Origin of the sequence: Pseudomonas sp. SJZ103, assembly GCF_007828335.1 — a bacterium.
GTDB lineage: Bacteria > Pseudomonadota > Gammaproteobacteria > Pseudomonadales > Pseudomonadaceae > Aquipseudomonas.
This window is the reverse complement of sequence record NZ_VIUN01000011.1, coordinates 138,469-150,757: the sequence shown is the minus strand read 5'-3', so window position 1 is coordinate 150,757 and position 12,289 is coordinate 138,469. Positions and strand designations below refer to the sequence as shown.

The 12,289-nt window shown below is 61.1% G+C and carries 13 protein-coding genes and 1 tRNA gene; 9 read left to right on the top strand and 5 right to left on the bottom strand.

The window, feature by feature from the left end:
• Nucleotides 1–247: 247 nt before the first annotated feature.
• Complete coding sequence (locus FBY10_RS22210; protein ID WP_027606724.1) at nt 248–436, top strand: hypothetical protein; 189 nt, start codon at nt 248–250, stop codon at nt 434–436.
• An 8-nt stretch (nt 437–444) separates the two neighbouring features.
• Here FBY10_RS22210 and FBY10_RS22205 read toward each other — a convergent pair whose 3' ends face one another.
• Nucleotides 445–825 (bottom strand): fe2+ zn2+ uptake regulation protein, encoded by a 381-nt coding sequence (locus FBY10_RS22205; RefSeq protein ID WP_145337761.1) that lies wholly within the window; start codon nt 823–825, stop codon nt 445–447.
• 237 nt (nt 826–1,062) lie between these two features.
• On the opposite strand from FBY10_RS22205, the gene FBY10_RS22200 reads away from it, so the two are divergent.
• The 3 genes from FBY10_RS22200 (at nt 1,063) to FBY10_RS31565 (ending at nt 4,124) form a co-directional block, all read left to right on the top strand.
• Nucleotides 1,063–3,351 (top strand): acylase, encoded by a 2,289-nt coding sequence (locus FBY10_RS22200; protein ID WP_145337762.1) that lies wholly within the window; start codon nt 1,063–1,065, stop codon nt 3,349–3,351.
• 212 nt (nt 3,352–3,563) lie between these two features.
• Nucleotides 3,564–3,637: transfer RNA gene (locus FBY10_RS22195), tRNA-Cys, on the top strand.
• A 328-nt stretch (nt 3,638–3,965) separates the two neighbouring features.
• A complete protein-coding gene (locus FBY10_RS31565) occupies nt 3,966–4,124 on the top strand; it encodes a hypothetical protein (RefSeq protein WP_178116783.1) in 159 nt (52 codons plus the stop codon).
• 131 nt (nt 4,125–4,255) lie between these two features.
• Here FBY10_RS31565 and FBY10_RS22190 read toward each other — a convergent pair whose 3' ends face one another.
• Complete coding sequence (locus FBY10_RS22190) at nt 4,256–4,513, bottom strand: hypothetical protein (RefSeq protein WP_131696165.1); 258 nt, start codon at nt 4,511–4,513, stop codon at nt 4,256–4,258.
• Nucleotides 4,514–4,666: 153 nt separating this feature from the next.
• Here FBY10_RS22190 and FBY10_RS31560 point away from each other — a divergent pair, with 153 nt between their 5' ends.
• The 4 genes from FBY10_RS31560 (at nt 4,667) to FBY10_RS22175 (ending at nt 8,008) form a co-directional block, all read left to right on the top strand.
• Nucleotides 4,667–4,825 carry a hypothetical protein gene (locus FBY10_RS31560; protein ID WP_167361111.1) on the top strand — a complete coding sequence of 53 codons (159 nt, stop codon included), beginning with the start codon at nt 4,667–4,669 and terminating at the stop codon, nt 4,823–4,825.
• Nucleotides 4,826–5,106: 281 nt separating this feature from the next.
• On the top strand, nt 5,107–5,715 hold the full coding sequence (locus FBY10_RS22185) for a LysE family translocator (protein ID WP_145337763.1): 609 nt from the start codon (nt 5,107–5,109) through the stop codon (nt 5,713–5,715).
• Between the two features lie 316 nt (nt 5,716–6,031).
• Complete coding sequence (locus tag FBY10_RS22180; RefSeq protein WP_131696167.1) at nt 6,032–7,039, top strand: GlxA family transcriptional regulator; 1,008 nt, start codon at nt 6,032–6,034, stop codon at nt 7,037–7,039.
• Between the two features lie 48 nt (nt 7,040–7,087).
• Nucleotides 7,088–8,008 carry an ADP-ribosylglycohydrolase family protein gene (locus tag FBY10_RS22175; protein ID WP_145337764.1) on the top strand — a complete coding sequence of 307 codons (921 nt, stop codon included), beginning with the start codon at nt 7,088–7,090 and terminating at the stop codon, nt 8,006–8,008.
• A 118-nt stretch (nt 8,009–8,126) separates the two neighbouring features.
• Here the strand turns inward: FBY10_RS22175 and FBY10_RS22170 are convergent, their stop codons facing one another.
• From FBY10_RS22170 to FBY10_RS22160, 3 genes are read right to left on the bottom strand one after another with little or no spacing between them, the layout of a single operon-like run.
• Nucleotides 8,127–9,386, bottom strand: coding sequence for an FAD-dependent oxidoreductase (locus FBY10_RS22170; RefSeq protein WP_145337765.1), 1,260 nt, complete (start codon nt 9,384–9,386; stop codon nt 8,127–8,129).
• Between the two features lie 3 nt (nt 9,387–9,389).
• A complete protein-coding gene (locus FBY10_RS22165; protein ID WP_145337766.1) occupies nt 9,390–10,328 on the bottom strand; it encodes a dihydrodipicolinate synthase family protein in 939 nt (312 codons plus the stop codon).
• A gap of 40 nt (nt 10,329–10,368) precedes the next feature.
• Entirely contained in the window at nt 10,369–11,295 is a 927-nt protein-coding gene (locus FBY10_RS22160; RefSeq protein ID WP_145337767.1) for a 4-hydroxyproline epimerase, read from the bottom strand.
• A 209-nt stretch (nt 11,296–11,504) separates the two neighbouring features.
• On the opposite strand from FBY10_RS22160, the gene FBY10_RS22155 reads away from it, so the two are divergent.
• Nucleotides 11,505–12,272, top strand: coding sequence for an AraC family transcriptional regulator (locus FBY10_RS22155; protein WP_131696172.1), 768 nt, complete (start codon nt 11,505–11,507; stop codon nt 12,270–12,272).
• Nucleotides 12,273–12,289: the final 17 nt, after the last annotated feature.

Below are 12,289 nucleotides of genomic sequence, written 5' to 3'. Positions count from 1 at the left end.
CTCGAAGGCATGCAGTGTGTAAGGTAGGATGTAGATGCTCGCGCGAGTGTTTCAATGCACTCGTCCACCCATCGTGCAAGCCCAGCGGCCCACTGCCGTGGGAGTGAGCGGCACGCCGGACGAGCCAAAGTTTTTCATCACCTGTAACATAAGCCCCTGTCGACCTCGGTGCATCCCGTCGCCCGGGTATGTGCCTGGCCTGTTCGGCGCTACACAGTGGATAACTCTTCCGGTTCAGGAACCCGTCATGACCCAAAAGCAACGCTTGAAATACTCGATTCTGATCGCCCTGGCCGTACTGGCGACGATGTTTGGCCTGTCCTACCTGCAGAACATCGGGTTTATCAGTGAGAAGACGTTCCAGACCATCGCCATTGCCGTCGCAGTGGTCGTAGTGGTGATCAACGGCATCATGCGCCGCAAGGTCAAGCTTTAAGGTCTACCTCAGCTTCGAGCGTCGAGTACCTTCGCAGCCTCTTCATGGAGGCTGTAGCTTTTATCGGCGTTGAGGGTGATCACACCCTCGCTGCACAGGCGCTTGAGCACCTCGCGCACACTCAGGAACGACAACGGGATACCCAGCTCCAGTAAATGGCTGTGCACGCCGCGCACACCCAGGGTGCGCTGGTTGTCGGCGGCGGTGAGCAGGGCGTCGATGACCTTCAGCCGAATCAGGCTGGTGCGCAGACCGAAACACTTGAGCAAATGGCGAATACGCTGGTTGCCTTGCTGTTCGGGCGTTTTCCTGAACGGTTGTGCGCCGTTGCCAAATTGAGCATCGACTGCGGATGAATGTCCGTCCGTGGGCACTTGCGGGTTGTACATGCAAAAACTCCTTATCAGAGCCTGATCAGGAAAATGATGGCGCTCTTAGTCAATAAGACGAACGAGCGAGCGAAATCATGAAGTGCAGGATGTAGAAAATTTGTCGGTATCGGTTTTGTCACATCTGTGTCGCCTTGAATAAACGCGTTCCAGCATTAAATTTTTCCCGGTCTTTTGCGTTCTTACGGTGGGGTAGCTACCCCCTGTGAGGGTGTTCAATTTGACTGCGGAGTCGGCGTGATTATTTCCAACGGGTTGTCCAGGGTGTGTGTGGCGGGGCTGTTGCTGGGGTTGAGCCTGGCCGCATCGGCGCGGGAACAGGTGACGCAAGCGTCGGCGGAAATCCGGCGTACCAGTTTCGGCGTGCCGCATATTCGCGCTACCGACGAGCGCGGCCTGGGCCTGGGCATCGGTTACGCCTATGCCCAGGACAACCTGTGTCTGCTGGCCAATGAAGTGGTCACGGTGAACGGCGAGCGAGCCAGGTACTTCGGCCCTGAACAGTCGACTCTGGAAGAGCGCAACAACCTGGCCAGCGATGTGTTTTTCACCTGGCTGAACACACCGGATGCCGTGGCTGCTTTCTGGAAGGCGCAGAGCCCGCAGATCCAACAGCGCATGCAAGGTTACGTGGCCGGTTACAACCGCTACCTGAGAGAGCACGGCACGCCAGCCCAGTGCCAGGCCGCCTGGGTGCGGCCGCTGATGGTTGAGGACCTGGTGAAATTGACCCGCAGGCTATTGGTGGAGGGCGGTGTCGGCCAATTCGCCGAAGCCCTGGTCGGCGCCAAGCCGCCTCAGGCAACGGCGAGTGTGCAGCCCAGCGCCAAGGCGTTTGAACTGGCCGCCGCCAATCAACAGCGCTTCAGCCTCGATCGTGGCAGCAATGCCGTGGCGGTGGGCCGCGACCGTTCGTTCAATGGCCGTGGCATGTTGCTGGCCAACCCTCATTTCCCGTGGGTGGGCGGCATGCGCTTTTATGAAATGCACCTGACCATTCCCGGCCAGCTGGATGTGATGGGCGCCGCGTTGCCCGGCCTGCCGGTGATCAATATCGGCTTCAACCAGCATGTGGCATGGACCCACACGGTAGACACGTCCAAGCATTTCACCCTGTATCGCCTGACGTTGGATCCCAAGGATTCCACGCGCTATATGCTGGATGGAAAATCCATCCCCCTGGAAAAAACCTCGGTGACGGTGCAGGTCAGGCAAGCGGACGGCAGCGTGAAACCGGTGACCCATCCGGTCTATAGCTCGCAGTTCGGACCCGTGGTGCAATGGCCCGGCAAGCTGGATTGGGACAGTCACCACGCCTTCAGCCTACGCGATGCCAACCTGGGCAACGACCGCGTGCTGCAACAGTGGTACGCAATGAACCGCGCGGCCAGCCTCAAGGACCTGCAAACCTCGGTGCACACCCTGCAAGGCATCCCGTGGGTCAATACCCTGGCCGCCGATGACCAGGGCCAGAGCCTGTACATGAACCTGTCGGTGGTGCCCAACGTCAGCGCGGCCAAACTGGCGCAATGCAGCGACCCACGTGCCGGCCTGCAGATGATCATGCTCGACGGCGCCCGCAGTGCCTGTGCCTGGGACGTCGACCCGCGGGCCGCCCAGGCCGGCATCTTCCCCGCCGACCAGTTGCCGCAGCTGGAGCGTAGCGACTACGTGCAGCACTCTAACGATTCGGCGTGGCTGGCCAACCCCAAGGCACCATTGACCGGCTTCTCCCCGGTGATCAGCCAGGACCACATCGGCCTCGGCCCGCGCGCACGCTTTGCCTTGCAACGCCTGCAATCCCTGGAGAAGCAACCGATCAGTGTCACCGACCTGCAAAACATGGTCATGGACAACGAGGTCTACCTCGCCGGTCAGGTCATGCCCGACCTGCTGGAATTCTGCGCCAAACACCTGGGCACCGACGCGGCTGCGCTGAAGCCGCTCTGCACCAGCTTCAACGTCTGGGACCGACACGCCAACCTCGACAGCGGCCTGGGCCTGGTGCACTTCATCAATCTGATCGAACACCTGCAACAAATCCCCGATGCCTGGCGAGTCGCGTTCGACCCGGCCCAGCCCCTCACCACCCCACGCGGCCTGGCCATCGAGCGCGCCCCCGTGGCCAAGGCCCTGCGCGAAGCCATGCTGGCCTCCACCGCAGCCGTCGCCAAGCTCGGTCTTGGCGCCGATAGCAAGTGGAGCGATATCCAGGTCAGCGGCCAAACCCCGATCCACGGCGGCCCGCAGGAACTGGGGGTCTACAACGCCATGCAAACCGTGCCCCGGGCCGACGGCAAGCGTGAAGTGGTCAGCGGCAGCAGCTACCTGCAGATCGTCACCTTCGACGACCAGGGCCCACACGCCCAAGGCGTGCTCGCGTTTTCCCTGTCCAGCAACCCGGCATCCCCCTACGCCAAGGACCAGACCCAAGCGTTCTCACAGAAAAAACTGCATCCGCTGCCGTTCACCGACGCCCAGATCAAGGCCGACCCGCAGTACCAGCAGCAGCTCATCAAGGAGTAGGGCAGGCACGCAACCCCTTGATGCCAATGCGAAATATTTTCGAAATCAAGGGGTTGCAGGTAAAAGCAAATGAGTACATAATGGCGCCCATCGAACGCAACGAAGCATTAAAAACTTCAATGTATTCAATTAGTTAGAGTAGAGGCAGGGTTCTATAGCCCACTCAAGTTTTTATGCGGTGAATGTCAGCAGCAAAGGCATTGATCGTTTGAGGCCGAGTAGCAAAATGGTTATGCAGCGGATTGCAAATCCGCCTACGCCGGTTCGATTCCGACCTCGGCCTCCACTCTTAGAAACCCCGTAGATTAACGTCTACGGGGTTTTTTATTGGGCGAAAGAAAGGTCCGGGCACCAACCGTTTGAGCATGCCGACCTATTTCCATCCGCATCAGCCCGTGCAGGCGCCGTTCCTCTCTCGTGAGTAAGACGTTGTGCCGTGTCCCTTCACGCGCTCGCAGGGTTTTCGACGAGTGACGTGTCTAGATCAAGGGTTAGGAGGCTTTTAAGGTTGTCACGACCCGTGTTGGCGACTACCCTGAAAATGTTCGTATTGTTACGAACAGTTTCGGTTGTGACCGTTTTCGGGTCACGCTACTTCAGGATGAGGAACGAAAATGTTTTCACACGAAGGTCCCGCGATAGAGCTGATGCTATTCGTTTTTGGTCTGGCGATGCTGCTTTTGGTCGTTTGGTTTTTTCATCATCAATACGAGCGAAAGACCGGGAAGGGCGTTAAAAAACAACATGGTCCTGGCGAACGCCGCTCAACGTAAGGCTGCGGTTTAACGACCTGTTCGAGCCAGTCGGCTGCAGCTGGCTCGCGCTATTCACCGACGTAAAGAATTGGGGGCCGACTACGATTCCGACTCGAGGCCCCCATTCTTGACCGCACTGACCTCAATTTTCAGCACTCAGTCTCGGACCTGCTGATGCGCTGCTCCTTCACTTCACCCGCGTACTTGGCCAGTTTCTCCTGCTGAGTTGTCAGCAACGTACAGACCTTCATCAACGCCACCGCTTCACTCGGCGTCCTGCTGCTGTTTGCCAGGGCTGTCAGCTCAACCACGGACCAGCCGATGACCGCCGCTGCATCTTCCAGGTCGTAAAACAATTCCTGCTGGGCAGTTCTGGGTCCGTCCAGGCCCTGTATCAACTCCTTCATTTCCGTCACTCCGGATTAACTCGCATCAATGAATTGACGTGTATCCACCCCTACACAAACCCTACCAAGACGTTACACGAAACCCGTGACGGACTTCAGTTGCGGCGGTCTTACTTTACGTACACCCAACCTTGTAAAGCAGAGAGCGTTGTCATGAAGTTGAATTACCTAACCAAGGCGGCTGTTGTTGTCGCGCTGTTGTCGACCTTGTCGGGCTGCTGGATATTCATGCCGCCGGGCGGTGGCGGGGGTGGTGGCCATGGCGGTGGGGGGCATGGTCAAGGCGGCGGCCCTGGCGGCGGTCCGCGTTAATAGTTAGTCAACGAGAGGCAGGCCATGAACAATGGCCTGCCTCTTTTTTTGCCCGGCTTAAATCCCAGGCAAAGAAAAGCCCGCGATGGGGAGCACGGGCTAAAAGGGATGTTCATTAGGAGCTGGATTCACCATAAGGGGGCGTCTGTGAAAGGTTTGTGAAAGCGCCTGAATTATTTGCGCCTGAAGTGTATGCCTCGATCCGTGCCTGGCTGTACGGGGCGCCGAGGGGCATAACTCACTACTGTCACAGGCATATCACACCGCTCGGATGCCGCACCATGGTCATGTCTACCAGCCTGCTCTCAGCCTTTGTGCTGTTCGCCTTCGTGTCCTCGATCACCCCGGGGCCGAATAACACCATGTTGCTCGCCTCGGGGGTGAACTTCGGGTTTCGCCGCTCGATGCCCCATGCGCTGGGGATCAGTATCGGCTTCATGCTGTTGGTGATTTCGGTCGGCCTGGGCCTCGGCGAAGTATTCAAGGTGTTCCCGTGGGCCTACACGGTGTTGCGCTACGTGGGCGCGGCGTACTTGCTGTACCTGGCCTGGAAGATCGCCACGGCGGGCGGCCTGTCCGATAGTAATGATGAACACGGCAAACCCATGACCTTCCTCGGCGCGGCGGCGTTTCAGTGGGTGAACCCCAAGGCGTGGATCATGGCGCTGGGGGCCATTACCACCTATACGCCCGCTGAGGGCTATGTCACCAACGTGCTGGTGATTGCGCTGGTCTTTGCCGTGGTCAACCTGCCCAGCGTGTGCGTGTGGGTCGGATGTGGCAGCGGCTTGCGTAATGTGCTGCGCGAGCCGCGCTGGTTGAGACTGTTCAATTGGTCAATGGCCGGGCTGTTGGTGCTGTCGCTGTACCCGATGTTGTTTGCCGGCTAGGCGTCAGACCGGCGAGATGGTCGCCAGCAGGCCGATGCCGATGGTCAGCACTAAAAAACCGAACAGGAAAATCGCCATCTTGGTCATACGGCCTCCGAAGGGAAAGGGGGTGGGGATGTGGGCTATTGTCCGCCCAGGCGGCATTTCAATACAGGCGCAGATAGCAAAGAAAAAACCGTATCAGATGCGCTTGCGACTGTTCTGCTACGGGCTTTGGGGGGCTGCGATTTTTTCAAGATCAGTGCCTGGGACAACCACGGCTTTTCCCCCTAAGATGGCGCCCATTGCATCAACAATAAAACTGGGCCAACCCTCGATGGAAAGACGTCAGTTCAGCGGTGGCATGAAAGGCAAGAACCTGCGCTACCTCAACGAAACCTCCCAGCCGGCATCGGTCACCCGCGTCGGCTTCCTGCTGCTCGAACACTTCTCCCTGCCTGCCTTCACCCAGACCCTCGACACCGTGGTCACCGCCAACCTGCTGCGTCCTGATCTGTTCGCTTCGCGCACCTACGGTTGTGATGACGGGGAAGTCATCAGCGACCTGGGCCTGGTGATCCGCCCGGATGCGCGTCTCGATGCCCCGGCGCTGCAAGGCTTGGATCTGCTGGTGATCTGCGGCGGCTTTCGCACCGAACTCAAGGCTGGCGACCCCTTGATCCAGCTGCTGCGCACGGCCGCCGAGCAGGGCGTGAGCCTGGCGGGGTTATGGAACGGCGCATGGTTCCTCGGCCGCGCCGGCCTGCTGCAAGGCTACCGCTGCGCCATCCACCCCGAACACCGCCCGGCCCTGGCGGAAGTGTCCAAGGCCACCCACGTTACCAGCGAACCCTACGTGATCGACCGCGACCGCCTCACCGCGTCGAGCCCCTCCGGTGCCTTCCACATGGCCCTGGACTGGATCAAAAGCTTGCATGACAAAGCCCTGGTCGAAGGGATCGAAGACATCCTGGCCTTCGAAGAATCGCGTTATCGGCGGATCAAACCCACCGAAAACGTCAGCGTCAGCGCGCCCCTGCGCGAAGTGGTCAAGCTGATGGACGCCAACCTTGAAGAACCGCTGGAGCTCGACCAACTCGCTGTCTATGCCGGCCGCTCGCGCCGCCAACTGGAGCGCCTGTTCAAGGAACAACTGGGCACCACGCCGCAGCGCTACTACATGGAGCTGCGCGTCACCGAAGCACGCCGGCTGTTGCAGCACACCGAACTGTCACAGGTGGAGGTGCTGGTGGCGTGCGGGTTTGTCTCGCCGAGCCATTTCAGCAAGTGCTACAGCTCGTATTTCGGATATCGCCCCTCCAAGGAGAAGCGGTTGGTCAAGTAAAGTGGCTGCCGCTCTATGCACGCTGGCATGATTTTTCAAGGAGGACCCATGTCTCTTACACGTTTGGATCGTTATCGCGGCAGTTTGCTGGGCTTGGCCTGCGGCGATGCAGTCGGTACCACGGTCGAGTTCATGCCCCGTGGCACCTTTACACCGCTCACCGATATGGTGGGAGGAGGGCCATTCAACCTCAAGCCTGGCCAGTGGACCGACGACACCTCAATGGCGCTGTGCCTGGCCGAAAGTCTGCTGCGCAAAGAGGGGTTTGACGCGGCAGATCAGATGGGCCGCTATCTGAATTGGTGGAAATGGGGCTATTTGAGCTCCACCGGCGACTGCTTCGATATCGGCCTGACCGTTAGCAAAGCGCTCACGGCGTATCAAAACAGTGCAAACCCCTTTTCAGGTTCTACGGATCCGTATTCCGCCGGCAATGGTTCGATGATGCGCCTTGCACCGGTGGTGTTGTTTTACTTTCCGGACCTTCAACGTATCCGCCATTACGCCGCCGAAAGCTCGCGCACCACCCACGCTGCTCAGGAAGCAATCGAGTGCTGCCTGGTGCTGGCCCAGGCAATCAGCAATGCGCTTGAGGGGGGGTCAAAGGATCAGGTCTTGCAGTTGGCGCAGATGGACCTCGCGACCGCCAAAGTCGCCGCACTTGCGCAGGGCAATTACCTGGAGAAGTCCCGTGACGACATCGTCGGCACCGGCTACGCCGTGGCGTCCCTTGAAGCCGCACTCTGGTGCTTCCACCATACCGACAGCTTTGCGGCGGCAGTGCTGATGGCGGCCAATTTGGGCGATGACGCCGACACCACCGCAGCCATCGTTGGCCAACTGGCCGGTGCGTATTATGGCGCCCAAGCGATTCCTGGCCGCTGGTTGGAAAAGCTGTGGATGCGCGAGGAAATCCAAGGCATGGCGGATGCCCTGTTGGCAGCTTCGACCGGTAGTCTCGTTCAGTGAAGCGAGCACCGTCTGCAAAACCATGAAGATCAAATGTGGGAGTTGTCGAGCTCACCACAAAAAGCACGCGTTTGAAATAGCTTGTGCAAGTTGCTGTGCTTGGACGTGGCGGTTCTTCTCAAAACCTCCCCAGTCGATACGGCCCTAGCGCCGGCAACCCTGAAAGCGCAGGCGCCCCCGACGCCAATTGCCCCACCATCTCCGCCGTCACCGCCGCCTGCGTCAGCCCCAGATGTTGATGCCCGAACGCAAGCAGCACCTTCCCGTCACACACCCGATCAATAATCGGCAGCGAATCCGGCAGCGACGGTCTGAAACCCATCCACGGCGTCGCATCCTCTGCGCTCAGGTCCTCACGAAACAGCCCCTGGCTCAACCGATGCAACTGCCACGCGCGTGCCATGTTCGGTGGGCGGTCGAGGCCGGCGAATTCCACCGTGCCGGCCAGGCGCAGGCCGCCTGCCATCGGCGTCATGATGAACTTGCGTTCCAGGGACGTGACGGCAAACGGCAGGCGTTGCTGTTCATGGGGCAGCATCAGGTGATAGCCCCGTTCGGTGTCCAGCGGGACTTTTTTGCCGGTCAGGGCGGCGGTGAGTCTGGCCGAGTGGGCGCCACAGGCGATCAGGACCTGGCGGGCGGCAAAGGTGCCTTGATCGGTACTCACGCTGACGCCGTCGCCTTCAACCCGTGCATCCAGCACCTGGCGTTGGAGGAACTGCACGCTATTGGCCTTGGCCGCATCCACCAATTCGCAGACCAACCGGTAAGGGTCGAGGAAGTGCCCTGTACTCGGGAAAAACAGGCCGCCCTGGATCTGCGCGCTCAATTGCGGGGCAACCTCGCGTATGGCATCCCCCGACCAGAAATCCACCGGCACGTTTTGCGCCTGCATGCGGCGTTGCAACTCATCAATGGCGGTGCGGGAGTCTGTACGTTCGAACACCAGCAGCGAGCCGTCTTCACGCAACAGGTGCCCGCGCTGGATGCTTGCCAGCAAACGCTGCCAGGCGCCGAGGCTCGCTTCATTGAGCGCGCGAATACCCTCCACCGTGCGCTGGTAACTCGCCGGGCGCAGGTTCAGCAGCAGGCGGATGAACCAGGGCAGGGCGCGCGGCAGGTATTTCCAGTCCAGGCGCAGCGGGCCCATGGGGTCCATGAGCATGGCGGGCAAGCGCTTGAGGATCGACAGGTCGGCGATCGGGAACACCTGTTCGGTCGCAAGATGCCCGGCATTGCCGTAGGAGGCGCCCATGCCGGGTGCCTGCTGGTCGATCACCAGCACTTTCCGCCCCTGGCGCGCCAGCTGCAGGGCGCAGGCAACGCCAATGATGCCGGCTCCGATTACGGCGATATCTGCAGGGTCAGGGTCGTGCATCAGCTACGCCTCTCTCGACCAGTTGGCGTACCACTGGCGAAACAGCGCGTACTGGGTTTCTGCGTAACGCCGCTGGGCATCGCTGAGCACGTCGGTCTCGTTGAAGTGCAGGGCGTAGCCCTGGTCGCCGTTGAGTACCATCAGGTGCTTGTAATACAGCACCAGGTCGCAGCCTTCGTCGAAGGACGACAGCACCGCCAGCGCCGCTTCCAGTTCCCGCGCCAGGCGCCGGGCCTTGGCATCGCCCTTGGCGGCTTGCTTGCTCAGGGCCACCAGGTGCAGCACTTCGCGGGGCAAGGCATTGCCGACGCCGGTGATCGCGCCCGTGGCGTTGCAGTTGACGAAACCGTGCACCACCTGGGTATCGACGCCGACCATCAGGGTCACGCTGTCGTCCTGGGAGGTGATGTGCTCGGCGGCGTAGCGCAGGTCGGCAGCGCCACCGAACTCCTTGAAGCCGATCAGGTTCGGGTGTTCGCGGCGCAGTTCGAAGAACAACTCCGCGCGGGTGGCAAAGCCGTAGTAGGGGCTGTTGTAGATCACCGCCGGCAGGTTGGGCGCGGCCTTGAGGATCGCCGAGAAATGCGCCTTTTGCGCGGTGACCGAAGCACCACGGGACAGCACGCGTGGGATCACCATCAAGCCATGGGCGCCGACCTTGGCCGCGTGGGCGGCGTGGGCCACCGCCTCGCGGCTGTTCACCGCACCGGTACCGACAATGGTCGGCACGCCGGCCGCCACCAGGCGCGCCACGCCTTCCTGGCGTTCGGCTTCGGTGAGCAACGGCCAGTCGCCCATGGAACCGCAGTACACCACGGCGCTCATGCCGATATCTATCAGCTCGCGGCCCTTGGCGACCAGCGCGTCGAAGTCCGGCTTGCGCGCGGCGGTGCACGGGGTCATCAGCGCGGGGATGCAACCGGTGAAGACGTTATCGCTCATTGTCCTAGCTCCTTGCAGCGTTCAATCAAAAGGGATGGGCTCAGATGCCCCAGGCAAACGGGTCCTGCTCGTCGATCAGCAAGGTGCTGTCGGCGGTCATGTAGGCGCGGCCGGTGATGAAGGGGATGACACATTGGCCGTCCCATTCATAACGGCCTTCGAAGCGGCTGCCGGTGATGCTGGCCTGTACCCAGGTTTCGCCGGGGCCGAGTTTTCCATCGGCGGCCAGGCACGCCAGCTTGGCGCTGGTGCCGGTGCCGCAGGGTGAGCGGTCGTAGGCTTTGCCGGGGCACATGACGAAGTTGCGGCTGTCGGCGTGGGCATCGTCGGCGAACAGTTCGATATGGTCGATCAGGGCACCGTCTGCGCCGTGGATACCCTGGGCCTCGAGGGCCTTGAGCATCGCCCAGGTGTAGTCGGTGAGGGCGTCGACGTTGTCCATCTCCAGCGCCATGCCGTGCTCGGACACCAGGAAGAACCAGTTGCCGCCCCAGGCAATATCGCCCTGGACTGCACCGTGGCCCGGTACATCCACCGTCACCTGCTGGCGATAGCGATAGGCAGGCACGTTGCGCAGGGTCACGGCGCCGTCGTCGTGCAAGGTCGCGGCCACCGGCCCCACCGGGGTGTCGAGGGTGTGCACGCCCGGCTGGATACGCCCCAAGTGGTGCAAGGACGCCACCAGGCCGATGGTGCCGTGGCCGCACATGCCCAGGTAACCGGCGTTGTTGAAGAAGATCACCCCGCAGGTGGCGCCTGGGGTGACGGGCGCGCAGTACAGCGCGCCGACCAGGACGTCATTGCCACGGGGTTCCAGCAGGCAGGCGCGGCGCCACAGGTCGTGCTCGGTGCGCAGGTTTTCCAGCTGGTCGGCAATGCTCGCGCCCTTGAGCGCGGGGAAGCCGGTCATCACCAGACGTGTGGGTTCGCCGCCGGTGTGGGAGTCGATCACATGCAGTCGCTTCATAACGCGCTCCCTCTATGAAGGCTGTGGGGGCCTTCTTGTGAGTGTATGGATAGGCATGCAGTGGCCCTATCGTGAACGCGCAAGCGCGGCGGCGATTGATGTTTTTTGCTGGCGTCGATGACGAATTCAGCACAGTCCGCCCTGCTCGACAGCACCCCGGGCATGGGGCAATCTGCTTGCCATCGAGGTGAACACGGGGAGTGACACTCATGCTTCAAAGCGCGTTTGCGAGCCTTTGCCAAGGGCACGGGGCAAGCCCTCCCCACAGCATCGAGCAGCTATTGGCCGGTGTGGCGCAGCTGCTGCCGATGCTGGATGTGATCCCCAATGCCGCTATCTTCATCAAGGACCTGGACGCCCGTTACGTCCTCGCCAACCGCACCCTGGTGCAGCGCTGCGGCCTCAAGCAGTTGCAACCGTTGCTGGGCAAGACCAGCGCCGACGTCTTTCCCGCACAATTGGGGCCGGGCTACACCGAGCAGGATCGGCGCGTGCTGGAGCAGGGCTTTGTGTTGGAGGACCAACTCGAACTGCACCTCTACGGCAGCCGCGAACCCGGCTGGTGCCTCACCCACAAATGGCCGCTGTACAACCACGAAGGCCGCATCATCGGCCTGGCCGGCATCTCGGTCGACCTGCAATCGGCCAGCCAAACCCACCCGGCCTATCAACGACTGGCCGCCGTGGACGAGCACATCCGCACGCACTTCAATCGCCGCGTCACCCTCGGCGAACTGACGCGCATCGCCGGGATTTCCGTGGCGCAGCTGGAGCGCTACTGCAAGCGCGTGTTCCACCTGACACCCCGGCAGATGATCCAGAAAGTACGCTTGGAACACGCCCATCGGTTGTTGCACAGCGACATGCCGATTACCGAAGTCGCGCTGCAGTGCGGCTATACCGACCACAGCGCATTTACGCGGCAGTTCAAGGCGTCGACGGGGTTTACGCCGAGGCAGTATCGGGAAACCTGCTGAACGCCCGAGCCCCCGTT